Origin of the sequence: Bacillus sp. SH7-1, assembly GCF_008042405.1 — a bacterium.
Classification (GTDB): domain Bacteria; phylum Bacillota; class Bacilli; order Bacillales; family Bacillaceae_G; genus Bacillus_A; species Bacillus_A thuringiensis_N.
In genome coordinates this window covers 46,756-72,322 of the sequence record NZ_QNUD01000026.1, presented here as the reverse complement: position 1 = coordinate 72,322, position 25,567 = coordinate 46,756, and the positions used below count along the sequence as shown (strand labels likewise).

Here is a 25,567-nt window from a genome sequence, read left to right as displayed (position 1 = left end):
AATTTATTTGAAAATAACCACTGTTTTATACTTGAGTAAGAATGAAAATTCAGCTTATTTAGCAGGGGACATGTATAATGTTATGTATACGAAAAGTTATAAATTTTTATTTTGAAAAGGGGGATGTAGTATGCGGATTTTAGTATTAGGAGCTGGTGGAGTCGGAGGTTTTTTTGGTGGCCGATTAGTTGAAAAGGGAGAAGATGTTACGTTTCTTGTTCGTAGTAAAAGGAAAAAACAATTGGAGGAAAGAGGGCTTGTAATTCGCAGTGTTAACGGGGATTTTTCCTTCCAACCGAAATTAATAACGAAAGAAGATAGAACTTCTCCATTTGATGTCATTTTATTTTCAACAAAAGCGTACCACTTAAACGAGGCAATTCAAGATTTGAAGCCGTTTGTAGGTGAAAATACTGTAATCATTCCATTGTTAAATGGTATCGCTCATTTATCACAATTACAAAAAGAATTCGGCGAGGAAAAAGTAATTGGCGGTTTATGCTTTATCGAGACGACGTTAAACGATCAAGGAGAAATTGTACAAACTAGCGCTGCCAACAGACTTGTGTATGGAGAAATTAAGTCTCAAGATTCAGAGAGAATAAAGCATATTTCTAAAGCATTTGCAGATACGAAATCTAGTTTTGTTTTAAGTGAAAGTATTACGCAAGATATGTGGCATAAATATTTATTTATTACTGTAATGTCAGGTGTGACAACATTAATGCGTGCACCAATAGGACCAATCCGTGAAAGCGAAGGTGGACGTGATTTTATACGAAGCTTATTTGAAGAATGCATGCAAATTATGAGATGTATTGGGGCACCAGTTAAGGCTGAGATTGCCAAGGAACATATGAAAACAATTGATAAAATATCATATGATATGAAGTCATCGATGCAGCGGGATATGGAAAAAGGTTCGTCTATTGAAGGGCAGCACTTACAAGGATATTTACTAGATGTAGCAGAACAATTTTCTATAGAAGCACCATTATTAGGAGCAGTATATCAAAATTTGAAAGTGTATGAAGAAATGACCTTAAACAGATTAGCAATAGAATTGGATGTATGAAAAAATAAAAAAGAAAGCAATATATAAGTGTATTGCTTTCTTTTTTTATGACAAATTATTTATTTCTTTTCGTTCTATCTGTCAAATTTATTTCCTGTTCACGTTTACCGTATAATTGATTAATCTCATTTGCTAACGCATCTAAATAGGAATCGGAAAAAATAGGCTTCTTTTCTTTAGACATATGGGTCTCCTTTATCGATTTTTTAGTATTCATTATGTATATTTACTGGCGGATTATGCGCAATCATTTTAAATTTTTTCTTTTTCAAAATTTTTGTTTACATTTTGAAAATAAAGGAGTATTATAATCCACAGTTTCAATTTTCTAAATCGCTGAAACCGCATGGTGCGGGGGACCCGTTCTTATGGATTAATACTTAATCCAATGGGGTGAATCCTTGAAAAAGGTAGGGCTACTCATAGGCCCGAATCCGACAGCTAACCTCGTAAGCGTTATATTGAGAAGGAAGGTGGAGCTTGTGCGACAAAAAATATAATGTCTACAAGTCTATTTCGTTATGGCTTGTAGACATTTTTTGTTTTCTGAAGAAATAGTTTATCCGCTGTAACTAGCAGAAAAGTTCGTACAAAATTATTGGAGAGTGGACAGCAGTGGTTTCATCTATTAAAAGATTTTTAATTGGAAGACCGTTAAAATCAACTGAGCTTGGAGAACAAAAGCTCAATAAAACGAAGGCGTTAGCAATTTTGTCTTCTGACGCTTTATCATCGGTTGCTTACGGTCCAGAGCAAATATTAATTGCTTTAGCAGGTCTTGGAGCAATCGCTTATTGGTATTCTATTCCGATAGCTGTTGGGGTATTAGTATTATTGACAGCCCTTATTTTATCTTATCGCCAAATTATTTTTGCTTATCCGCATGGCGGGGGCGCATATGTTGTATCAAAAGAAAATTTAGGAATGAATCCAGGCTTAATTGCTGGAGGATCTTTATTGGTCGATTATATTTTAACAGTTGCGGTAAGTGTGTCTGCAGGTACAGATGCGCTAACATCTGCTTTTCCTAGTTTACATGCACATAATGTAATCATTGCGATTATATTTGTTATATTTATTACTATTTTAAATTTAAGAGGGGTAACGGAATCAGCTTCCGTTTTAGCATATCCTGTTTATTTATTCGTTTTAGCACTATTTATATTAATTGGTGTAGGGATATATAATATTTTAACGGGACACGTTTCACCGACTTTACACACGCCAATTGGAACGCCGGTTGCAGGAATTAGTTTGTTTTTACTGTTACGAGCATTTGCATCGGGTAGTTCGGCTTTAACAGGTGTAGAGGCAATCTCTAACGCAATTCCAAACTTTAAGGATCCTGCACCTAACAATGCAGCGAAAACATTGCTTGCAATGGGAGCATTACTTGCAGTGTTATTTTCAGGGATTGTTTTCTTAGCTTATTATTACGGAATTACTCCAAGTAAAGAAGTAACAGTTGTTTCTCAAATTGCTGAACAAACATTTGGACGTAATTTCATGTACTATTTCATACAAGGTACAACAGCTTTAATATTAATCCTCGCTGCTAACACAGGATATTCTGCATTTCCGCTATTAGCAGTTAACCTTGCAAAAGATAAGTTTATACCGAGAATGTTTACGATTAGAGGAGACCGCCTAGGTTACTCAAACGGTATTATTATACTTGGAATCGCATCGATTATTTTAATTGTAGCTTTCCAAGGGCAAACAGAACATTTAATTCCGTTATATGCAGTAGGTGTATTTATTCCATTTACACTTTCTCAAACTGGAATGGTATTAAAATGGCTTCGTGAAAAACCTGAAGGATGGGCTTTGAGATTAACGGTTAATTTAATTGGTGCAGTTATTAGTTTTATCGTAATGAGCATGTTCTTTTTAACTAAATTTGCACAAGTTTGGTCAATCCTTATTTTCTTACCGGTCATTATCTTCTTGTTCCACCGAATTAAGAAGCATTACGATGCGGTAGGAGACCAATTAAGTTTAAAAACTTGTGAACGGATTGTTCCAATTGAAGGAAATGTAATTGTCGTTCCTGTAGCTGGTATGACACATGTAGTAGAAAATTCATTGAACTATGCGAAGTCTCTTTCTGCAGATCAAGTAATCGCGGTATATGTTGCTTTTGACAGAGAAGAGGAAAAGAAATTTGAAGAGAAATGGAAGAAGTGGCAACCTGAAGTAAGGCTTGTTACATTACATTCTCATTATAGAAGTATTATTCAGCCACTAACAAAGTTTATTGATACAGTACAGTATAAAGCGAGTGAATCAAATTACCGAGTTACGGTCGTTATACCACAGTTTATTCCGAAAAAAGGTTGGCATAACATTCTTCATAATCAATCTAGTTTACTCATTCGTGCTTATTTACTCTATAAAAGAAATGTTGTTATTACGACAGTTCCATATCATTTGAAAAAGTAAGAAGGTTTTTTAAGGATAGCTTTACGAAAGTGAAGCTATCCTTTTTGTGTATACGCTATGCATAATTGCATATGAGCCTAAAAGATATATTAATATAATTTTTATATCTGTTAGTAAATAGAGGTTTTTGTTGTGATATATGGATATTTCAATTGGAAAAGTGAAGTGGATTATATTTTGAAATAAGGACATGAAAGCTTGAAAATAAAGGGAATGAAAATACTTCTTTACGATAGATAAATAGCTGTGTTTAAATGACCTTACAGTACAAAACTTATATGAAAACAAAACGGAATTTCATATTTACGTACGTTGTTTAGTTTAAAATGAATAATATTTTTATGTAATATATTCACTGTGTGAATGTGGAAATGGCTATAAAATAGAAATTTTATACAATGTTATTCATACTAATCACATATGAAATGTTTTATAACAATAAGTAAGTACTATAGCAATAAAAGTTGAGAGAGGTGGTTCATACATGGATCGCGGTGAGAACGTTCTCTATTTTAACCATCTCAAATTATGTGCAAGAAAATAGAATAATAAAATGCGATAGTAATAGTTGCTAATACATAGGAGGAGTTAAAGTGAAAAAGACTTTAATTACAGGGTTATTGGTTACAGCAGTATCTACGAGTTGTTTTATTCCTGTAAGCGCTTACGTTGAGGAGGGGCAAACAGAAGTGAAAACAGTATATGCACAAAATGTAATTGCTCCAAATACATTATCCAATTCAATTAGAATGTTAGGATCACAGTCACCACTTATACAAGCATATGGACTAGTTATTTTACAACAGCCAGATATTAAGGTGAATGCGATGAGTAGTTTGACGAATCATCAAAAGTTTGCAAAGGCAAATGTAAGAGAGTGGATTGATGAATATAATCCGAAGCTAATTGACTTAAATCAAGAGATGATGAGATATAGTACTAGATTTAATAGTTATTATAGTAAGCTCTATGAACTAGCAGGAAACATAAATGAAGATGAACAGTCAAAAGCAGATTTTACAAGTGCATATGGAAAATTACAATTGCAAGTACAAAGCATCCAAGAGAGTATGGAGCAAGATTTATTAGAGTTAAATCGATTTAAAACGGTATTAGACAAAGATAGTAGCAACTTATCAATTAAAGCTGATGAAGCAATAAAAACACTGCAAGGATCAAGTGGAGATATTGTGAAATTAAGAGAAGATATTAAAAGAATTCAAGGGGAAATTCAAGCTGAATTAACGACTATTTTGAATAGACCTCAAGAAATTATTAAAGGTTCTATTAATATCGGTAAACAAGTATTTACAATTACAAATCAAACTGCACAAACGAAAACAATTGATTTTGTTTCTATCGGTACTTTAAGTAATGAAATTGTAAATGCTGCCGATAGTCAAACGAGGGAAGCGGCTCTTCGTATACAGCAAAAGCAAAAAGAGCTACTACCACTTATTCAAAAATTATCACAAACTGAAGCCGAGGCGACACAAATTACATTCGTTGAAGATCAAGTAAGTAGCTTTACAGAATTAATTGATCGTCAAATTACAACTTTAGAAACGTTATTAACGGATTGGAAAGTTTTAAACAACAATATGATCCAAATTCAAAAGAATGTTGAAGAAGGCACGTATACAGACAGTAGTTTACTTCAAAAACATTTCAATCAAATTAAAAAAGTTAGTGATGAAATGAATAAACAAACGAATCAATTTGAAGATTACGTTACAAACGTTGAAGTACATTAAAAATAAGTAACGATATAGGGAGAGAAGAAAAATGACAAAAAAACCTTATAAAGTAATGGCTCTATCAGCACTTATGGCAGTATTTGCAGCAGGAAATATTATGCCGGCCCATACGTATGCAGCTGAAAGTACAGTGAAACAAGCTCCAGTTCATGCGGTAGCAAAAGCTTATAATGATTATGAAGAATACTCATTAGGACCAGAAGGCTTAAAAGATGCAATGGAAAGAACAGGTTCAAATGCTTTAGTAATGGACCTGTACGCTTTAACAATTATTAAACAAGGTAATGTTAATTTTGGTAATGTATCGTCTGTTGATGCGGCTTTAAAAGGAAAGGTGATTCAGCATCAAGATACAGCGAGAGGAAATGCGAAGCAATGGTTAGATGTATTAAAGCCACAGCTTATTTCAACGAATCAAAATATTATTAATTACAATACGAAATTCCAAAACTATTATGATACTTTAGTTGCTGCGGTTGATGCAAAAGATAAAGCAACGCTTACGAAAGGTTTAACCAGATTATCAAGTAGTATTAATGAAAATAAAGCACAAGTAGACCAATTAGTAGAAGACTTGAAGAAATTCCGAAATAAAATGACTTCGGATACGCAAAACTTCAAGGGTGATGCAAATCAAATTACATCTATTTTAGCTAGTCAAGACGCTGGAATCCCGCTTCTGCAAAATCAAATTACAACGTACAATGAAGCGATTAGTAAATATAATGCAATTATTATCGGTTCATCTGTTGCGACAGCTTTAGGGCCAATTGCAATTATCGGTGGTGCAGTAGTTATTGCTACGGGAGCAGGAACGCCGCTAGGAGTCGCATTAATTGCAGGAGGCGCAGCGGCTGTAGGCGGTGGTACAGCTGGTATCGTATTAGCGAAGAAAGAGCTTGATAATGCACAGGCTGAAATTCAAAAAATAACAGGACAAGTTACAACTGCTCAATTAGAAGTATCGGGATTAACGAACATTAAAACACAAACTGAGTATTTAACAAATACAATTGATACTGCAATTACAGCGTTGCAAAACATTTCAAATCAATGGTATACAATGGGATCAAAATACAATTCATTACTTCAAAATGTAGATGCAATTAGTCCAAACGATCTTGTTTTCATAAAAGAAGATTTAAACATTGCAAAAGATAGCTGGAAAAACATTAAAGACTATGCAGAAAAGATTTATGCTGAAGATATTAAAGTAGTAGATACGAAAAAAGCATAATAACAATTAAACTGTTATAGCATTACGTATAGATAAGAGATTTTTAAATAATAGAGAGCTCCTGTTCAGTAGTGAGCAGGAGCTTTTTATATCCTTATAAAGAAAATAGGTGAAAAGTATGCAGAAAAGATTTTACAAAAAATGTCTTTTAACGTTAATGATTGCTGGAGTAGCAACGAGTAATGCATTTCCGTTACATCCTTTTGCAGCAGAACAAAATGTAAAGGTGTTACAAGAAAATGCCAAAAATTATTCTCTCGGACCAGCAGGATTCCAAGATGTAATGGCACAAACGACATCGAGCATATTCGCAATGGATTCATATGCAAAATTAATTCAAAATCAACAAGAGACTGATTTGAGCAAAATAAGTTCGATTAATGGTGAGTTTAAAGGGAATATGATTCAGCATCAAAGAGATGCAAAAATTAATGCGGCGTATTGGTTAAATAGTATGAAGCCTCAAATTATGAAAACGGATCAAAATATAATTGATTACAATAATACTTTTCAAGCGTATTATAGTGACATGCTAGTAGCGATTGATCAAAAGGATAGCGGAAAATTAAAAGCGGATTTAGAAAAGTTGTATGCCGATATTGTAAAGAATCAAAATGAGGTAGATGTATTACTAAGTAATTTGAAAGCTTTTCGCGATAGAATGGCGAAAGACACAAATAGTTTTAAAGAGGATACAAATCAATTAACAGCAATTTTAGCAAGTACGAATGCGGGCATCCCGGCTCTAGAGCAACAAATCAATACATATAACGATTCGATTAAAAAGAGTAATGATATGGTTATTGCTGGTGGTGTACTTTGTGTAGCGTTAATAACATGTCTTGCTGGTGGACCGATGATTACGATTGCTAAAAAAGATATCGCAAATGCAGAACGAGAAATAGCAAATTTAAAGGATAGAATTTCTGGAGCGCAAGCAGAAGTCGTAATTTTGACAGATGTGAAAAATAAAACAACAAATATGACTGAAACAATTGATGCAGCAATTACAGCACTACAAAACATATCAAATCAATGGTATACAGTAGGTGCAAAATATAATAATTTACTACAAAACGTAAAAGGAATTAGTCCTGAAGAGTTTGCATTTATAAAAGAAGATTTACATACAGCAAAAGATAGCTGGAAAGATGTAAAAGATTATACAGAAAAATTACATGAAGGCGTGGCGAAGTAAACAGTGGACTAGTTCCTCTGTTTATTTTTTATCTCGTTTTTAGTGAGAGTTGGACTTGTAATTTGATAAATAAATTTTCCATGTGTTTTATCAATGTAGCTTTTGGATAATGTTTAGTCAAATTGATACTAATAACCTAGATATACTTCTGATCAAGCTTTTTATATGTAATGTTTTAATGAAAAAAGCTATACTGTAATCAAAACTAAAAAGTGGAAAGGAAACACCAGAACATGGAAAATTATTTATTATTTATCCTTACAGCAATGCTAATCATAATGATGCCTGGTCCCGGTTTTGCACTAGTTACAAAAAATACTATCTCACATGGTAAAAACGGTGGGATAAAGACCGTTTTAGGAACGGTATCTGGAATGATGATTCATACAATAATGGCTACGTTAGGACTCTCTGCTATCCTAATGAAATTTGCTATGTTATTTACATTTATAAAATATGCTGGGGCTTTTTATTTAATTTACTTAGCTGTAAAGTCAATTAAAAGTGCTTTTTCTAAAAAAGAAGATATGTCAGTTTCAGTGGAAATGAACTCTAGGGATATTGGGACTATTAAAAGTTTTAGACAAGGATTTACAACGGCAATCTTAAACCCAAAAACGGCTGTATTTTTCCTAAGTTTTCTCCCCCAATTTATTGTGAGTAATCAAAGTCATTTCTTCCAATTTCTTTTATTAGGGCTCACATTTACCACTTTGACAGCAATATGGTATTTACTTTATATCGCACTCATACGTCAATTAAGAACTTTTTTAAGAAAAGAACGAGTGAACCGTACAATTGAGGGTATTACGGGCGCAGTATTATTAATATTTGGAGTTAGGTTGTTTTTCCAAAAATAAATATGTAAATGAAATGAGAGATAAATAATGGTAGTTATTCTTCGTTTCATTTATTCTAAAGCTACAATTTTATAGTTGATTTCACACCTTCATACTAATGTTATATACATATCTAACTTGATCTTCAAAAATGAGTTCCTTAATCATCTGGCGCATTTGCTGTATAAGAAAAAATCAAGGTAGTTTAGATAATTTAAACAAAATTGATACTTCATTTTTTTCTTAACTAAGCAATTTCATTTTTAGGTATTATAACTTAAGGGCTGTGGAACAAATTTTTCTTCAACTACTAACCAGCTAATAAAATCTTGGATATTTTTCAAAAATGTTTACTGTAATGGAATAAAAGGAGAGCATATATTAGTCATGGTAATATATGCTTTCCTTTATTTTATTGGCTTCTATAACTTAAATATTGATAACGTTACGATAGGGGCTCATTGCCATAAAACTGAAATTTCGTTTTGGAGTAATTTTATAACACCTAGGAACAAAAAAATGTACATTTTATGCTGAAGATACTGAGCTTCTTATCTCAGGGTATTTGCTTTTCTTAGTTTGATTGTGATGTCGTGAGAAAATAGACCCAAATAAAAATTTATATAACGCTTTCGAATAAGTACAATCTTTATAATAGAACCATATATACAATATGAACGTATACAATAAATATAATTAAAGGAGAATAGAACTTGATAAAACATATACTCAGTTTCATTCTTGGAATAATTGTTATATTAAGTGGCTCTTTTTGGGTTATTCCTCATAGCCTTGAAGCAATTGACAGTAATGTAAGCAATATTGCTCGCAACAAAAAGTATTTTAGCAATCTATATGACTATGATATTAAACTTTGGATGATTGCAACCCTTATATTTATCGTTTTTTGTGCAATAACTGTTTTTATATTAAAGTTACCTAATTATAAGAAGAAAAGTACTCATATAAAAAAATATAGGCATACAAATCAGCCGAAAAAAGCAAAGAAAAGGCGTCGTAAATAATTGTTTTTTATAAAACAATATACATATTTTAATTTGGACAACATAGGGGTAGCATCATATGTCCATCAAGCTAAAAAAAGCAAATAACCCAAAACAAAAAAATGTAGATTTTTTTGTTTTGGTGCATAATAAAATTCTTTAGTTGATGGCTGTGTAGCACTATTCCTTCTATAAAGATAACCAAGATTTAGAAATCATATTTTCAGTAGAAAAAAGCGATTCTAAATAGTGAATTCACAATTATAAGGAGGAATTTAATTATGACAGTAATTACAAAGCTTAAGCAAACTATTTCTGGATTAAAAAGTGCTCAAGCATGTTTAGAAGGATTCGTTCTTGATACTGACAATCAGCAAGCAAAACAACTGTATCAAAATGCAGCTCAGCAAGCGCAGACAATTATTGATTCTTTAGAACCACGTGTTCAGGAGATTCAACAAGATGAGCCTCAGTATAATCAATAAAACGCAGTCATCTTTAGATTTTTTGCAGAGGTCTTATCATAGTTAGATTTATATATCTGGGGTTCTGCCGTAAATCCATCAAGTTAAGAAATCGGTTGTTCCTCAAAATGAAAAAACCGAGCTAAATTCTCATAAATAACTGTAAAATAATAAAATTGTCGTTTTGGTGACACTTCAAAATATTTGCTTGATGGATATGTGGTGCTACTCCCTTATAAACAAAAGAAATCCCTCTAAACTAATTAGAAGGGTTTCCTTTTTGTTCAGCTTAGATACATTCTATGTAGAATCATTGAGATACACTAATTCACCACAATTTATGCTATTTTCAAATACTCCAAAATAAACTTCCGAACATTAGTTGACATTCAAATCCTCATAAACATTGGGCTTATCCTAATTCCCCTAATATCCTTAAAATTAGGAAGAAAAGTATACATTTAAAATATGATAAAGTGAAACTGTAATCAGTGGGGGATTTAATCATCCCCCACTGATTATTAGCCTTCACCAATTGGGATTTTACGGACAGTTTACCTCCCACCTAACTCCTTTGTTTTTACAAATAATACTCAAACATTTTTGCAACCTTTTCTTTCATTTTTTCTTTTATAGATAATTGATTGACGTCAGAGGATGTTACTCGCTTTGAATTTTGTAAGTCTACATTAATGACTGGCTTTATTTTAGAAATATAGTCAGGGTCATGGATATAACAGTTCATTTCTTCATTTAAATGAAACGAGCGCGAATCAAAATTCACGGTCCCAACCATCAATACGTTTTCATCAATCAAGAATGCTTTACCGTGTAACACTCCCTTTTTATAACCATATACTTCCATTCCTTGTTTTAATGCTTTTCGGATATATGGGTACGCTGCTTCTTTAACTAAAAGTGCATCCGAATGAGGTGAGAACAGAATTTTGATACGAACTCCCCTCTTTCTTGCATCTACTAATGCGTTCCAAATAGTTTTGTCTTTGGGTATAAAATAAGGTGTTACTATAATGATGGACTCTTTTGCTTGTTGAAACAGCCCTGCATAATCTTGCCCAAGTTTTTCTCCGCTGTAATATGCAGTAAATTGATGCGAGGTTGTTCCCTTTTCCTTTGTCGCACTGTGTATCGGAATCGGTTTCTCTGAGTTTTTCTTCCAATCTAAAACAAATTGGTGTTCTAGATCTTGAACTCCTTCTCCTCGTATTTGAAGGTGATAATCTCTCCAGTGACCTAGTTTTGCTTTTTCTCCCAAATACTTCTTGCCAATATTAAATCCGCCAATGTACCCAATCCTTCCATCAATAGCTGAAATACGACGATGATTTCGATGATCCAAAGAAGCGAAAAGATAAGGAAAAGCAGGCTTATTGTAATACGTAAAATGCACTCCTTTTTTTACTAATAATTCTCTTTCCTTTTTCTTTAGTAAAATTCCTCCTAGCCTATCTACTGCATAGTATACTTCTACACCTTCCTGACTTTTTTGCCTCAACAAATCTAGAAACTGATGACTTACTTTATCATCAGCAATAGAGAAGAAGCTAATATACACGTAATGTTTTGCTTGCTTTATATCTGAGAATAATTGATTGTTTAACTGTTTCCCATCTGTATACATAGTAATATCACTTTGACGAATAGGGTATTGGCTAGGCTGTTGGGCAAATCTCCCACTTTTTTCAGCTACTGTTCTGTCGATTTCACCCCAAACAAACAAAACTAAACATACACCGATAAATACAAAGAGGAGCAATCGGAAAATTATGCCTATCTTTTTCAGCATATCTAATCTCCTTTATATACCATTGTTTTTTTCTGTTAGTTTTTGTTGTCGGGACAAAATTATTCCTTAGCCATCCATGAAGCTAGTCTTTACCATAGAACATGCTAGTGATTTCATCCAAGTGATTCAGACATATCTATTATTTTCGTTATTTTACTGCTTTTTGATGATTCATATATATATTTTATAGCTTTTAAAAACTCTGTAAGTGTTTTGTAATATTTATGAGAGGCTTTTTTAACAGTTATGAGAGAGAAAAGAAAGATTTGTTATATATGATGAAATTAATCTTACTAGTAGGTGCTCTAATTGACCTAGAAATCAAGGAGGAAAAATAACAATGAAACAATTGAAGCCAGCAATTAGTGTATTAGGTAGTGTATCGATGGCACTGACTTTAGCATCTCCTGCTTTAGCAGATGTAAAACAACCGAATCCAGGAGGTACAGTTGAAATATTCAAAGAGAATGCAAATGCAAAAAAAGAAGATAAGAATTTCACGCTCGGATCTGATGGGGAGATAGGTTCGCTCATTACACAAAACATTGAAATGGCAAACAATGATTGGGACAAAGATGGTATTTCTAACGACTTAGAGATTAATGGTTATAAAATTGAATTCAATTCACAAACTGGAAAAAATGAAGCGAAAGCATGGGATCCTGAGAAGGATAAAGGGAAACCAAAATTTATATCGAATCCTATGAATGCAAATACCGATGGTGATCCTTTTACTGATATGTATGAGGTTGAGAATTATAACAACGATTCTGATACTAATTTCAATCCGATAGTTGCCAACATACCTAATTTGCAAATTGGTGTCAAACGAATTGAAGTAATTCCTATTGCAACCATTACGGATAATAATGGCGGATCAGTTAGCAGAGGATGGGAAAAAAGTGTATCTACACAACATTCATTTAATGTAGGTTTAAGTGGTTCAGGTGGTGTAGAAGGCTCAGCAGCCGGCCCTGTTCCTTCCGGAAGTGTTTCAGCAAATGTGGGATATGGATATTCAAAAACAACTACGGAAACGGAGAGTTATACAAATAATTTTGATTGGTCTACTGCAACAACTGTGGATACAGCGAACGCAGCAAAATTACGTGTACATTTGGAATATAAGAATGTAGGAACAGCATCCGCTGAAAATGTTTCCCCACATTTTAATATTCGTTTAGGAAACAAAATTATTAATACTGTAAAGGCAACACAAGATCGTTATAAAGCAAACTATTTAAGTACAGAAAAAGGTGGACGGAATAAAACAGAAGTAGTAATTGACAGTTTAGAAGGACAAGCAGATGCAAATATTGTCTTATCTTTGGATGAATTAAAAGCTGTTGAACAAGGGGAACTTCTTTCGATTGAAGTTTTACCTACAAGTACAATGGATTTATCTATTGAAAAAGGTGAAGAAATTATGCATTTGGGGGATTCAGGGAGATATGAGTCTAGAGTGAATGCAGCTACTGAACAATTAGAAACAGATATAGGAAATATACCAAAGTTTAGGGTATATACTCCTAAAGACAAATCCCTTGCTGATAAGCCAGTGTTATCCTATAACGAAGTCTTTCAACATGTAAATATAGATACGAAAAAAGTATATCATATTGTAAACAAGGCTAAAAATACTAATAACGTATCAGTGGTTTCAGCTAATAATGGAACTGATGCATTAAACGATTTAAAAGCGGGACAGGGAGATCGCGGTTATTTACATAAAGACTCTGTACACGGTGCTTTTGCAAAACTTCAGCAACCAACATTAGTAGAAGGTAGTTATGATTCTGTGACTCAAAAGATTAGGGCAACAATTTTACCTGGTTTATTTGGAGTTAGTAAAGAGATTCCTACTACGTATAACAAGAAATGGTATGCTCCGTCACAAACAGTAACACTAGTTAAACGTGAGAATGGATTTACATATGAGTCTAGAGAAAATATACACCCTATTAAATCTGAAATTGCTGCGCACCGAAAAGTTACATTTGAAATCAATGACGCACACAATTTAACGCCTATACAAAAGATTGATACTGAAATTAAAGCTAATAAAGAATTTGAAGATTATGTAGTAGATAATTCAGGTGAATTTGTTACAGAAGGAGTTCCTTATACTGTGGCCTCATATGGAAATACAGCTTATTGGGGAAGTCATCATGCCGGGAATAAATGGGAGTATCTTTGGTCTGAAAAATCTAGCGATGAAAAAGTGAATGTAATTATTGAAAGAGTAGGTCAACCTAAACCTGGAAAGCCAATTAAAAAGGATGAAGAGGTATTAATTAAATTTCAAAATCCTATTTATTCAGATTATGCATATTTAAAACTTCAAGATAGTTATATCCATTTAGATCAAAAACAGAACGCAAGTACTTTTAAATTTAATCATGCATATCCAAAGAATTTCACTGGACACCATAAGCAATGGAACATACTATCTAATGGAAACAAGTTAAAGGTAGGATATTTAATCGATTATATGAAATATGGTAATGGAGAGAATGGGACTGATACTATAGCATGGAATCTATCAAGAGTTCAGTAATAGGTAGTAATGCTGTTGCTAAGTTTGGAAAGAGAAACGGAAATGAATTGAATCCGAAAAGTTAAATACAATAATTTAGGTTACTAATAAGGAATGAGTTCGATGTTAAATCGGACTCATTTCTTTTAATTTATATAATTTAGTAACTACTATTTTAAATACTTATCTAGTCATATAAGTAATCAAATGTTAAAATTACTATCTGTATTACATGATATATTTTCTGAATTTTCATTCGTTTAGAGGCTGAAATGTGGAATTTTGATTTATTTATGTAATTAGTTTCTATATCTTTACCTATAAAGATATTTTTATTGGATAATAGAAAAAAATTTTGTGTTATTGGTGAAAAAGAAGTGAGGATAGTATATGAAGAAAAGAATTTTAATTGTAGAAGATGAAGAAAATATTAGAGAAGTATGCAAACGGTATTTAGAAAGAGAAGAATATGAAGTTTATACCGCTGTAAATGGTAAAGAAGGTTGGGATTTATTTCTTACACATCAACCAGATTTAATTATATTAGATTTAATGATGCCAAAAAAAGATGGATGGGAATTATGCGAGGAAATTCGTCAACAGTCAAATGTCCCTATTATTATGTTAACTGCTAAGGGAGAGGAAAGGGATCGAATTTTAGGCTTAACAATGGGGGCAGATGATTATTTAACCAAGCCATTTTCCCCTCGTGAATTAGTATTAAGGGTTCAAATTATACTAAGAAGAGGAAGTCATGTACCAATACAAGCGAAAGAATCCCTGTTGGAAGTAATAGAGTTTCCAGATTTAAAAATATATCCAAAGACAAGATATGTACTTGTTTGTGATAAGGAAGTGGAGTTAACGGTGAAAGAGTTTGAGGTACTTTATCTCATGGCAAAGCATCCAAAACAAGTATTTTCTCGCTCGCAGCTTCTTGAATTAATTTGGGATTTTGGACATGAAGGGGCATCAAACACAGTTACCGTATTAGTGAGTCGTTTACGTGAAAAGCTCGAGAAGCATACGATAAAGAATCGTTGGATTCATACGGTTTGGGGTATAGGATATCGCTTTGAGCCAAATGGAGGAAATGAAACATGAGATTACGTATTCAATTGTTACTCATGAATCTATTAAGTACCAGTATTATGGTAATTGCTATATGGTATAGTGAGACCAAAATGTTACTTGAACCGGAACAAACGCGGTTATTAACAGTAATTGCATTTGTGGCATTCATTATTTCAACGGTTATTTATTGGTTAATGACACGTCCTATCATGAGATCTATACAAAATTTAATAAAATTGACGAAACAATTTAGTGATAGACACTTTGAAACAATGTATATAATTGGGCAAGAACCACGTGAGTTTAAAGAATTAGCAACAGCCTTTCAACAGATGGCAAAAAAATTAGAAGAAGGGTTTACTAAGTTAGAGGAGCAGGAAAACTCTCGTAAGGAGCTAATTACCAATATCTCACACGACTTACGAACACCTATGGCTAGCATGCAAATGATGATAGAAGCATTACAAGATAACCTGATTGAAGATTCTGAAATGAAAAAGCAATACTTAGCAACGGTTTTAAAAGAAATAGAAAGATTAAATGGATTAATTAACGACTTATTTGATCTTTCAAAGTTAGAGTTTGAGCAAGTAGATTTTCACCCAATTTTCACACATTTAGATAAAGTTCTATTAGATGTATTAGAGTCACATTCTGTCTTATTAGGAGACAAACAAATCCATGTGCAATTGGATGTCCCTGATACATTACCTCGACTTTTGATTATGCCTTGTAAAATAGAAAGGGTCATAGGTAATTTATTACATAATGCAATTCGATATTCTCCTATCTCTGGAACAATTGAGTTGACTGTAGTGGAAAATAAACTAACTCAAAAGGTCCAATTCACTTTGCGGGATGAAGGAATAGGAATTTCTCCAAATGATCAATTACGTGTATTTGAACGTTTTTTTAGAACAGACCGATCAAGAAGTTCACAATCTGGAGGTTCCGGACTTGGATTAGCCATTGCAAAATCATTAATTGAAATGCACAAAGGGGAAATTGGTGTAAGGAATCGCGCAGATGGTAAGCAGGGAAGTGAATTTTGGTTCACTCTTCCCATCACATCCGAAAAAAATAAGACAGCTGAAAGACTTTTGTAACATTTACGTTAGAAAAATGAAAGACCTTCTTGTTAATATACTACTACACAGTATGTTACAGGAGGCTTTTTACTTTATGAAAAGAAAATATGTATGGCTTATAGGTGGTTTGATAATTGTATTGGGGATTTTATGGTCATTGTTCCGACCAGAGAAATTATTTATTGATAAGCACGTAAATGAATCATTGCCACAAGCAGAGATACAATCAACTGAAATAAAGCAACAAAGTGATCGAGTAATAAGGGAAGGTCAGTTTCAAAACGGTGTCCATGAAACAGCCGGAACGGCAAAAATTCACCAATTAGCGGATGGAAAACGTGTTTTACGACTTTCTAATTTTGCAACATCTAATGGGCCAGATGTACGAGTTGTATTAGTTCCTACAAATCGTTTGAAAAATAATGAAGACGTGAAAAACTATAAGTATATTGAATTAGGAAAATTAAAGGGAAATAAAGGAGACCAAAACTACGAAATTCCTGAAGGGATAGATGTAAATGAATATGGTTCGGTTTCTGTTTGGTGTAAAAGATTTAATGAAAACTTTGGTGCGGTTTATTTTAATAATTAAATATGAACTTAAAATATCCTCTTACAGGAGAAATTCATATGGGTTATGGTAGTCGCTGCAGCGGACTTAGTTGCTAAGAAGGGCACTCATAGGAGTTTCTTTTTCATATTTCTCAATTTTGGTATATTTTAAAGCTATTGGACGTTTACGGAGAGGTTTTATTGGATTCAAATTTTTCTTAGAGTACAAAATTCACATTTTGTTGGTACTACATCATCACTATCAAGCTAACAAAACAGAATTCCCCTTAAAATGAAAAAAAACGTTATTCTTTCTGTAGAATCATAGGAAAGAATGGCGTTTTTTTAATTTTATAGATACTTTCTGGTAACCTCAAGTAGGAGGATTTAGCACAGTCAAACAATAATATCTTTTGACTAGAAAGGAGAATGTTTTTTGAAATACCCATTAAGAAAAAAATTAAGAGTGTTTTTTATAGGATTATTAGTACTAGTAATAATCGCTTCTATTTTCGTTTATTATAAGTTTTTAACACCTTCAGCAGATATTCACCAATACAAGGAGTATTATGCTCCAAAAACAACACAAAAAGTATTGAATCAAGGTGAGGTAAAGGTCACATTTTTAGGAACATCATCTTTACTATTTGATGATGGAAATACACAATTAATGATTGATGGTTTTATTTCTAGGCCATCCTTACCAAAAATGTTGTTCAGCAATATAGAAACAGATGAAGATACTGCGGATAAAGTTTTTAATCAAATAGGGGTTGATAATAATAATCTTAAGGGATTATTTATTGCACATACACATTATGATCATGCGTTTGATTTAGCTTATATAGCTAAACGAACTGGAACACATGTATATGGTTCAGAATCAGCAATTAACATAGGTATTGGTGGTGATATAAATAAGAATCAGATGTCTATATATGAAGTAAATAAGGCTATGAAGTTTGGGGATTTTACTGTTACTGTCCTTCCATCGAAACATTCACCAACCTTTGATGAAGGAGAAAAAATAAAAAAGCCACTTAAACAACCAGCTAAAGCCCTAGATTATCATGAAGATTCTTCATATGATTACTTGATTACGTATAATAATAAAACTTTCCTTGTTAAACCAAGTGCTAACTATATAGAAGGGGCATTAGATGATATTCGAGCTGATGTCTTGTTTTTAGGAATAGGGGTATTAGGAAAGCAGGAAAGTACTTTCCAAAATACGTATTACGAGCAAACTGTACGAAAAGTACAACCGAAGCTTGTTATTCCAATACATTGGGACGATTTCAACAAACCATTGACAGATACACTTGAAGCAATGCCTAAATATGCGGACAATACCAAAAATGGATTAGATTTTATTATTCAAAGGACAAAAGCAGATAAAATTGATTTTCAAATACTTCAAGGTTTTAGAAGTATTTTCTTCTAAAAAAGGGATTCACCACACCTCTATCAAGTTAAGAAACATAAAAAACGATAATAATGAACTTCTGCGCTAAAAAAGCTACGAAATTTTCGTTTAGGGGGCAATCTGTTCTGTTAGCTTGATAGTGATGCGGTGCTACCCTATGCCCATCAAGCTAAAATTTTATAGTAACCCCAGAACGAAATCTTGTACTAACTTGTAACAAAAAAGCTTATTTTTTTGTTTTGGGGTATTTGCTTTTCTTAACTTGGTGGGTATATGGAGGCGTCCTAACTGGATAGTATAATTATTTATATTAAAAACTCAGACAATCAAACGGAATGTAATTGAAGGACAAGCCATAATAAAAAGGCTGTTTAATATATTAATCATGTATAATATATTAAACAATTTATGTTCTTTTGTTTTTCTAAATTTAATAACTAAGAAGAAAATAGGCAATAGAGGAGGGGGAACATTGAGATTTTTTACGATATTTGCATCAAGGAATGATACAAGTGATGTAGAAGGTTTCATTAATCAAGTTTTCAAAAATGGGTTCAAGGTTGACCGCAATAAAAATGAATATACTATTCAATCGAAAAGACTATTTGGCAAAAATAAAATTATTATTCGGGTGGATTCTGAAGAATCATCTCCTGATTATTTTTCCAATAATATTCCTGGAATGATGCAAATGTACGATCAAATTGAATTTCAAGAAGAACATCTTAAGAGGATAGTTTTGGCACAGATTTCTGTAATTAATACCATAATTGCTATAGAGACGAAGAAGGATTATAGTGATGAATACGTGGAGCTGTTTCTTAAATTACTTAATCAGGTAAATGGTATTGGTTTTATCCCTAATCGAACTCTTATCGGGAATGATGGAAAAGTAATCGTATTTCCGGATGGATCCTCTGGTCCTTCAGAATTTACTCCTCAAGCATGTACGAACAAAATAATGGGACAGAATAGTACTTCTACCGATGGGGAGAAAAGAAGACAAAAATCGATAAGTTACCTGCAAGATAAAAGGATTCCATATATCGAAGGATTGCCTCAATTGCCTCCTTTGACAAGTATTGAGTTAAGAAGTCGAGAAGAAATTACGAAGAGAGCAGTAGCTTTGCTGATTGTCATACAATATGCTTGTGATGTTGCCCAAGAAGGTGATTTGAAAACTTCTAAAGAGTTCGTCATGGAACTGTTAAAAAAATTCGATGTGGTTGAATCATTAACAAAGCAGGAAAGAAATTTCCTGAATTCAGAGCAACCTGACGAGACAGAAGCGATACAGATTGCATGGCAGTATGAAGCCCAATGGGTTTTACTTTGGTCAATAGGTCTCGTGAATACACTGAAATTTCCAAGAGAAATCTGTGACTGTCATTATGCAATTAAACTTGTTTCTGATTGTAGTTCTTTTAATGAATTTTATCAACAAACAAGATTGCGCAGTGCAGGAGAGATTTTGGACGAGGCCGACCTCATTTATCGGCTTCATTGGGCTTGTGTACATGATAGAATTAATGCGAGAGAAGCAACTGCAGGTATGCAGGAAAGTATTGTTATTGAAAGACGAAGAGGCTTGTTTTGGTTAATTAATTATAAAAATGAAGATTGGGATTGTATATCCATGGATACATAATATATATTCTTTGTTCTGTAGAGAGTTTGTATTTTAAATAATAAAATTATTGTTTCATTAGTTCAATCTCTTACAGGAGAACGGATGGGAATTCCATAGGTATGAGAAAAAACAGTCTGTGATATCCTAGGCTTCATATACAACTTTTCTATGTTAAATAACTTGATTCTACCGTACATTTTGAATGGATATGTTATCGTTACTGTAGAAAAAGGATGAATTAATTATTTATTAGTTTACATGTTTCAAGCGTATCTATATTGAGTTTGTAAATCTACATAATAAGGTTTCATTGTATGTAATAAGTGCGATAGAAGCTAAGGTAGATAAAATTCGGTAGTCGAAATTTCTTGCATAAAGCTGTATAATGCTTGTAACGAAAGGGAAATACAGGAAAGGATTTGTATTGAGTTACTATGGATAAAGATAAACAACAATTAAGCGTTGAAGTTGCAAGATTATATTATCAATCAGATTATAGTCAGCAAGAAATTGCTAACAAATTAAATATTTCAAGACCGACGATTTCTAGATTGTTAAAGTACGCGAAAGAAAAAGGATTTGTTCAAATTAGTATAGCTGATCCATTTGCTGATTTAGATAACGTTGGGAATTTACTGAAAGAAAAGTACAACTTGTTAGAGGCACATGTCGTATTTTCTCCAGTGCCAGAATATGCAACGATTACAGAGTATATAAGTAAATATGCAGCTGAGTATATGGAAAAGACGGTTAAAAACGGTGATATCGTTGGTGTAAGCTGGGGAATGACGATGTATGAAATCGCTAGAAAAATTGTACCGCAACATGTAAAAGGTGTAGAAGTTGTCCAGCTAAAAGGTGGTATTAGTCATTCGAGTGTAAATACATATGCGAATGAGACGATAGCTTTATTTGCAGATGCTTTTCAAACGACGCCAAGAAACCTACCTCTTCCAGTTATATTTGATAATGCAGTGACAAAAGAATTAGTAGAGCAGGATCGACATATTCATCACATTATCGAAATGGGGAAACAAGCGAATATTGCAATTTTTACTGTAGGAACAGTGCGAGACGAAGCGCTATTATTCCGATTAGGTTATTTCGATAAGGATGAAACAAGTTTACTCAAAAAACAATCGGTCGGTGACATTTGTTCACGTTTCTTTGATGGAGACGGACATATTAGTAGCGAAGAGATTAATCAGCGTACAATTGGAATTGAGTTAGAGGAACTGAAATTAAAGAAACGCTCTATTTTAGTTGCAGGTGGTAATAGAAAAATAAAAGCAATTGATGGTGCGTTACGTGGTGGGTATGCAAATGTATTAATTATCGATCAGCATACGGCTAAAGAATTGTTACATTATCAAAAAGGTTAAAAATAAAAGGCTTTCTCAAGATATTAATTTTGAGAAAGCCTTTTATTTTGTTATGTATGATAGGAGTGTTTTTTGAATACAAATTGCAGTTTTTAAAATAATTATGGATATTGAGATACATACTACCATTGTTAATATAAAAGTTTTAATTTTATATATGAAGTGTTTCTTAGTTAGAATGCGCTTTATTTAGTATAAGAAAATTACTTTTAAAAGTATGAACAAAATTTCAAAAGTGTATTTACATTTGTTCAACTAAGAGTTAGAATGAAGTTGTTAAAAGATATGAGGAGTGAAGATAATGAACATTGCAAAGTTAATTGACCATACAATTTTAAAAGCTAATACTACAAAAGAAGATGTTATGAAAGTAATCGAAGAAGCAAAGGAATATAAATTCGCTTCTGTTTGTATTAATCCTACATGGGTGAAGCTAGCTGCTGAAGAATTAGCTGGACATGATGTAGACGTTTGTACTGTAATCGGTTTCCCATTAGGAGCAAGCACGACTGAAACAAAAGCATTTGAAACAAAAGATGCTATCGCAAAAGGTGCAACTGAAGTTGATATGGTAATCAACGTAGGTGCTTTAAAAGATGGAGACAACGAATTCGTTGAAAAAGACATTTATGAAGTAGTACAAGCAGCAAAAGGAAAAGCTCTTGTAAAAGTAATCATTGAAACTTGCCTATTAACAGATGAAGAAAAAGTACGCGCTTGTGAATTATCAGTAAAAGCTGGTGCTGATTTCGTAAAAACTTCAACTGGATTCTCAACTGGCGGAGCAACTGCTGAAGATATCGCATTAATGCGTAAAACAGTAGGACCAAACGTTGGTGTAAAAGCATCTGGTGGCGTTCGTACACGTGAAGATGCAGACAAAATGGTAGCTGCTGGAGCTTCTCGCGTTGGAGCTAGTGCTAGTGTTGCAATCGTATTAAATGATGCAAAAGGTGCTACAGATAACTACTAATCATTAATGAAGTTAAGTGCAATAGATATACAAAGTAAAGTGTATCTATTGCTTTAACAATTAAAAAAATGTAAGCGGATACGAATGGGAGGAGACGGCTTATGAAATACTTAATTGGTATTTTTGGCCTCGTATTGATTTTAGGTATCGCTTGGCTTGCTAGCAATAATAGAAAGAAAGTCAAATATCGCCCAATCATAACGATGGTTATATTACAATTCATTTTGGGGTTTTTATTATTAAATACAAGTGTAGGGAATATATTAATTAGCGGAATAGCAGATGGTTTTGGAGAGCTATTAAAATATGCAGCTGACGGTGTGAATTTCGTATTTGGTGGATTAGTAAATCAAAAAGAGTTTTCGTTCTTTTTAAGTGTATTAATGCCAATCGTATTTATCTCCGCTTTAATCGGTATTTTGCAACATATTAAAGTGTTACCTATTATCGTGAAATCTATCGGTCTAGCATTAAGTAAAGTAAATGGAATGGGGAAACTAGAATCATATAACGCTGTTGCTTCTGCGATTTTAGGACAATCTGAAGTTTTTATTTCAGTTAAGAAACAACTAGGATTATTGCCAGAGAAAAGAATGTATACATTATGTGCATCTGCAATGTCTACCGTTTCAATGTCTATCGTTGGATCGTATATGGTGTTATTAAAACCACAATATGTTGTAACCGCTTTAGTGCTTAACTTATTCGGTGGATTTATTATCACTTCTATCATTAATCCGTATGAAGTTACTGAAGAAGAGGATATGTTAGAAGTACAAGAAGAAGAGAAAAAGACTTTCTTTGAAGTATTAGGGGAATACATTATAGACGGATTTAAAGTTGCGATTACAGTAGCAGCTATGTTAGTCGGTTTTGTTGCTCTTATCGCATTCATTAATGCAGTATTTAAAGGTGTAATCGGTATTTCATTCCAAGAAATCCTTGGTTATGTATTTGCACCATTTGCATTTATTATGGGTGTACCTTGGCATGAAGCTGTTAATGCCGGAAATATTATGGCAACAAAATTAGTGTCAAATGAATTTGTCGCTATGACAGATTTAGCACAAGGAAACTTTAATTTCTCAGATAGAACGACAGCGATTATATCTGTATTCTTAGTTTCATTTGCAAACTTCTCTTCAATTGGAATTATTGCAGGAGCAGTTAAGAGCTTAAATGAAAAGCAAGGGAATGTAGTCGCAAGGTTTGGATTGAAATTACTTTTCGGTGCAACATTAGTAAGTTTCTTATCAGCAACAATCGTGGGCTTATTATTTTAATAGATTCATATAATATAAAAAGGAATGGTGATTGTAATGAGAATGGTAGATATTATTGCGAAAAAACGTGACGGTAAAGAATTAACGACTGAAGAAATCAAATTCTTTATTAATGGATATACAGACGGAAGTATTCCTGATTATCAAGTGAGTGCACTTGCAATGGCAATCTTCTTTAAAGATATGACAGATCGTGAGCGTGCAGATTTAACGATGGCAATGGTGGAGTCTGGAGAAACGATCGACTTATCAGCAATTGAAGGAATTAAAGTAGACAAACATTCAACTGGCGGTGTTGGTGATACAACAACATTAGTATTAGGACCATTAGTAGCTGCTTTAGATGTACCAGTAGCAAAAATGTCTGGTCGTGGTTTAGGACATACAGGCGGAACAATCGATAAATTAGAAGCGGTAGAAGGATTCCACGTTGAAATTACGAAAGAGCAGTTCATTGATATTGTAAACCGTGACAAAGTAGCTGTTATTGGACAAACTGGTAACTTAACGCCTGCAGATAAAAAAATCTATGCATTACGCGATGTAACAGGAACAGTAAACTCTATTCCTCTAATTGCAAGTTCAATTATGAGTAAAAAAATTGCAGCTGGTGCTGACGCAATCGTACTTGATGTGAAAACAGGTGCTGGCGCATTCATGAAAACAGAAGAAGATGCAAAAGAATTAGCACATGCAATGGTACGTATCGGAAATAATGTAGGACGTCAAACTATGGCTGTTATTTCAGATATGTCACAACCACTTGGTTTTGCAATTGGTAACGCTCTAGAAGTGAAAGAAGCGATTGATACGTTAAAAGGTGAAGGTCCAGAAGATTTAACAGAATTAGTACTCGTATTAGGAAGTCAGATGGTTGTACTTGCGAAAAAGGCAAATACATTAGAAGAAGCGCGTGAAATGTTAATTGAAGTGATGAAGAACGGAAAAGCTACTGAGAAGTTTAAAGAGTTCTTAAGCAATCAAGGCGGAGATAGCTCGATTGTAGACAATCCAGAAAAAATGCCACAAGCGAAATATGTAATTGATGTACCTGCTAAAACTTCAGGTGTTATTTCTAACATTGTTGCAGATGAAATCGGTATCGCAGCTATGCTACTTGGTGCTGGCCGTGCAACAAAAGAAGATGAAATTGATTTAGCAGTAGGATTAATGTTACGTAAAAAAGTGGGCGATGCAGTAAAAGAAGGCGAGCCGTTCGTAACGATTTATGCAAATCGCGAAAATGTAGAAGATGTAAAAGCTAAAATTTATGAGAACATTTCTATCGCTGAAACAGCAGTAGCTCCTAAATTAGTCCATACAGTTATTACTGACTAATCATAATTACACTTACTTTGAGGGGGAAATAATATGGATAAGAAAAAATATATTGAAGAAGCAAATAAGATGTTAGCAAAAGCATATATTCCGTATTCAAAATTTCCTGTTGGTGCAGCGTTAGTTACGAAAGAAGGTAAAATCTATACTGGTTGTAATATAGAAAATGCTTCTTACGGTTTATGTAACTGCGCAGAAAGAACAGCGATCTTTAAAGCAGTATCAGAAGGTGAGCGAGATTTTAGTTACTTAGTTATTACAGGCGAAACGGATGGACCAATTTCACCATGTGGTGCTTGTAGACAAGTGATTGCTGAATTCTGTGAACCGAAAATGCCAGTTTTACTAACGAATGTAAAAGGCGATGAAAAAGAAGTGACTGTTGAGCAATTACTTCCAGGTGCTTTCTCAATAGAAGATCTAAAATAAATTAAAAAGCCATTCCGCAAATATGAATTGTGG

The 25,567-nt window shown here is 33.2% G+C and carries 21 protein-coding genes and 1 riboswitch; of the genes, 19 read left to right on the top strand and 2 right to left on the bottom strand.

All coding sequences use genetic code 11. From position 1 onward, the window contains the following. Positions 1-130 precede the first annotated feature (130 nt). Positions 131-1,075: a 2-dehydropantoate 2-reductase gene (gene panE / locus DN390_RS20495; protein WP_147808269.1), complete on the top strand. Its 945-nt coding sequence runs from the start codon at positions 131-133 to the stop codon at positions 1,073-1,075. Positions 1,076-1,130: 55 nt separating this feature from the next. On the opposite strand, the gene DN390_RS31245 is transcribed toward panE, so the two are convergent. Beyond that, positions 1,131-1,259 carry a hypothetical protein gene (locus DN390_RS31245; protein WP_000031869.1) on the bottom strand — a complete coding sequence of 43 codons (129 nt, stop codon included), beginning with the start codon at positions 1,257-1,259 and terminating at the stop codon, positions 1,131-1,133. Between the two features lie 140 nt (positions 1,260-1,399). Continuing rightward, a riboswitch (cyclic di-AMP (ydaO/yuaA leader) is annotated at positions 1,400-1,546 on the top strand. Between the two features lie 144 nt (positions 1,547-1,690). On the opposite strand from DN390_RS31245, the gene DN390_RS20490 reads away from it, so the two are divergent. From DN390_RS20490 to DN390_RS20460, 7 genes are all read left to right on the top strand, one after another. Next, on the top strand, positions 1,691-3,517 hold the full coding sequence (locus DN390_RS20490) for an APC family permease (protein WP_000254867.1): 1,827 nt from the start codon (positions 1,691-1,693) through the stop codon (positions 3,515-3,517). A 593-nt stretch (positions 3,518-4,110) separates the two neighbouring features. Further along, on the top strand, positions 4,111-5,271 hold the full coding sequence (gene nheA / locus DN390_RS20485; RefSeq protein WP_147808268.1) for a non-hemolytic enterotoxin NHE subunit A: 1,161 nt from the start codon (positions 4,111-4,113) through the stop codon (positions 5,269-5,271). 31 nt (positions 5,272-5,302) lie between these two features. Continuing rightward, on the top strand, positions 5,303-6,511 hold the full coding sequence (nheB, locus tag DN390_RS20480) for a non-hemolytic enterotoxin NHE subunit B (RefSeq protein ID WP_147808267.1): 1,209 nt from the start codon (positions 5,303-5,305) through the stop codon (positions 6,509-6,511). 118 nt (positions 6,512-6,629) lie between these two features. Beyond that, a complete protein-coding gene (gene nheC / locus DN390_RS20475) occupies positions 6,630-7,709 on the top strand; it encodes a non-hemolytic enterotoxin NHE subunit C (RefSeq protein ID WP_147808266.1) in 1,080 nt (359 codons plus the stop codon). 233 nt (positions 7,710-7,942) lie between these two features. Continuing rightward, complete coding sequence (locus DN390_RS20470) at positions 7,943-8,569, top strand: LysE family translocator (RefSeq protein ID WP_147808265.1); 627 nt, start codon at positions 7,943-7,945, stop codon at positions 8,567-8,569. A gap of 692 nt (positions 8,570-9,261) precedes the next feature. Further along, a complete protein-coding gene (locus tag DN390_RS20465; RefSeq protein WP_147808264.1) occupies positions 9,262-9,573 on the top strand; it encodes a hypothetical protein in 312 nt (103 codons plus the stop codon). Positions 9,574-9,833: 260 nt separating this feature from the next. Then, positions 9,834-10,037 (top strand): DUF1657 domain-containing protein, encoded by a 204-nt coding sequence (locus DN390_RS20460; RefSeq protein ID WP_018765626.1) that lies wholly within the window; start codon positions 9,834-9,836, stop codon positions 10,035-10,037. Positions 10,038-10,596: 559 nt separating this feature from the next. On the opposite strand, the gene DN390_RS20455 is transcribed toward DN390_RS20460, so the two are convergent. Further along, positions 10,597-11,823 (bottom strand): phospholipase D-like domain-containing protein, encoded by a 1,227-nt coding sequence (locus DN390_RS20455; protein WP_147808263.1) that lies wholly within the window; start codon positions 11,821-11,823, stop codon positions 10,597-10,599. A 340-nt stretch (positions 11,824-12,163) separates the two neighbouring features. Between DN390_RS20455 and DN390_RS20450 the strand changes: the two genes are divergently transcribed. From DN390_RS20450 to DN390_RS20400, 11 genes are all read left to right on the top strand, one after another. Next, positions 12,164-14,380, top strand: coding sequence for a binary toxin-like calcium binding domain-containing protein (locus DN390_RS20450; RefSeq protein ID WP_147808262.1), 2,217 nt, complete (start codon positions 12,164-12,166; stop codon positions 14,378-14,380). A 369-nt stretch (positions 14,381-14,749) separates the two neighbouring features. After that, a complete protein-coding gene (locus DN390_RS20445) occupies positions 14,750-15,463 on the top strand; it encodes a response regulator transcription factor (RefSeq protein WP_000746049.1) in 714 nt (237 codons plus the stop codon). Then, a complete protein-coding gene (locus DN390_RS20440; protein WP_147808261.1) occupies positions 15,460-16,539 on the top strand; it encodes a sensor histidine kinase in 1,080 nt (359 codons plus the stop codon). Before DN390_RS20445 ends, DN390_RS20440 begins: the two co-directional genes overlap by 4 nt. Before the next feature lie 76 nt (positions 16,540-16,615). Beyond that, entirely contained in the window at positions 16,616-17,113 is a 498-nt protein-coding gene (locus DN390_RS20435; protein ID WP_147808260.1) for a DM13 domain-containing protein, read from the top strand. A 396-nt stretch (positions 17,114-17,509) separates the two neighbouring features. Next, the gene (locus DN390_RS20430) at positions 17,510-18,517 is read left to right on the top strand and encodes an MBL fold metallo-hydrolase (RefSeq protein WP_147808259.1); all 1,008 of its coding nucleotides are present in this window, start codon (positions 17,510-17,512) and stop codon (positions 18,515-18,517) included. A gap of 454 nt (positions 18,518-18,971) precedes the next feature. Then, positions 18,972-20,147, top strand: coding sequence for a DUF4272 domain-containing protein (locus DN390_RS20425; RefSeq protein ID WP_147808258.1), 1,176 nt, complete (start codon positions 18,972-18,974; stop codon positions 20,145-20,147). A gap of 416 nt (positions 20,148-20,563) precedes the next feature. After that, positions 20,564-21,511: a sugar-binding transcriptional regulator gene (locus DN390_RS20420; protein WP_147808257.1), complete on the top strand. Its 948-nt coding sequence runs from the start codon at positions 20,564-20,566 to the stop codon at positions 21,509-21,511. A 301-nt stretch (positions 21,512-21,812) separates the two neighbouring features. Then, entirely contained in the window at positions 21,813-22,484 is a 672-nt protein-coding gene (gene deoC, locus DN390_RS20415; RefSeq protein WP_001017444.1) for a deoxyribose-phosphate aldolase, read from the top strand. 101 nt (positions 22,485-22,585) lie between these two features. Further along, positions 22,586-23,767 (top strand): NupC/NupG family nucleoside CNT transporter, encoded by a 1,182-nt coding sequence (locus DN390_RS20410; protein WP_147808256.1) that lies wholly within the window; start codon positions 22,586-22,588, stop codon positions 23,765-23,767. A 36-nt stretch (positions 23,768-23,803) separates the two neighbouring features. Next, a complete protein-coding gene (locus DN390_RS20405; protein WP_001983022.1) occupies positions 23,804-25,105 on the top strand; it encodes a pyrimidine-nucleoside phosphorylase in 1,302 nt (433 codons plus the stop codon). Positions 25,106-25,138: 33 nt separating this feature from the next. Next, entirely contained in the window at positions 25,139-25,534 is a 396-nt protein-coding gene (locus DN390_RS20400) for a cytidine deaminase (RefSeq protein WP_000358522.1), read from the top strand. Positions 25,535-25,567: the final 33 nt, after the last annotated feature.

Bases quoted from the DNA above. Each gene is read 5' to 3' on its own strand.
- nheC (WP_147808266.1), top strand. From the start codon at position 6,630: ATGCAGAAAAGATTTTACAAAAAATGTCTTTTAACGTTAATGATTGCT.
- DN390_RS20420 (WP_147808257.1), top strand. From the start codon at position 20,564: ATGGATAAAGATAAACAACAATTAAGCGTTGAAGTTGCAAGATTATAT.
- DN390_RS20400 (WP_000358522.1), top strand. From the start codon at position 25,139: ATGGATAAGAAAAAATATATTGAAGAAGCAAATAAGATGTTAGCAAAA.
- DN390_RS31245 (WP_000031869.1), bottom strand. From the start codon at position 1,259: ATGTCTAAAGAAAAGAAGCCTATTTTTTCCGATTCCTATTTAGATGCG.
- DN390_RS20450 (WP_147808262.1), top strand. From the start codon at position 12,164: ATGAAACAATTGAAGCCAGCAATTAGTGTATTAGGTAGTGTATCGATG.
- DN390_RS20445 (WP_000746049.1), top strand. From the start codon at position 14,750: ATGAAGAAAAGAATTTTAATTGTAGAAGATGAAGAAAATATTAGAGAA.
- deoC (WP_001017444.1), top strand. From the start codon at position 21,813: ATGAACATTGCAAAGTTAATTGACCATACAATTTTAAAAGCTAATACT.
- DN390_RS20460 (WP_018765626.1), top strand. From the start codon at position 9,834: ATGACAGTAATTACAAAGCTTAAGCAAACTATTTCTGGATTAAAAAGT.
- nheB (WP_147808267.1), top strand. From the start codon at position 5,303: ATGACAAAAAAACCTTATAAAGTAATGGCTCTATCAGCACTTATGGCA.
- DN390_RS20435 (WP_147808260.1), top strand. From the start codon at position 16,616: ATGAAAAGAAAATATGTATGGCTTATAGGTGGTTTGATAATTGTATTG.
- DN390_RS20410 (WP_147808256.1), top strand. From the start codon at position 22,586: ATGAAATACTTAATTGGTATTTTTGGCCTCGTATTGATTTTAGGTATC.
- panE (WP_147808269.1), top strand. From the start codon at position 131: ATGCGGATTTTAGTATTAGGAGCTGGTGGAGTCGGAGGTTTTTTTGGT.
- DN390_RS20440 (WP_147808261.1), top strand. From the start codon at position 15,460: ATGAGATTACGTATTCAATTGTTACTCATGAATCTATTAAGTACCAGT.
- DN390_RS20455 (WP_147808263.1), bottom strand. From the start codon at position 11,823: ATGCTGAAAAAGATAGGCATAATTTTCCGATTGCTCCTCTTTGTATTT.
- DN390_RS20470 (WP_147808265.1), top strand. From the start codon at position 7,943: ATGGAAAATTATTTATTATTTATCCTTACAGCAATGCTAATCATAATG.
- DN390_RS20405 (WP_001983022.1), top strand. From the start codon at position 23,804: ATGAGAATGGTAGATATTATTGCGAAAAAACGTGACGGTAAAGAATTA.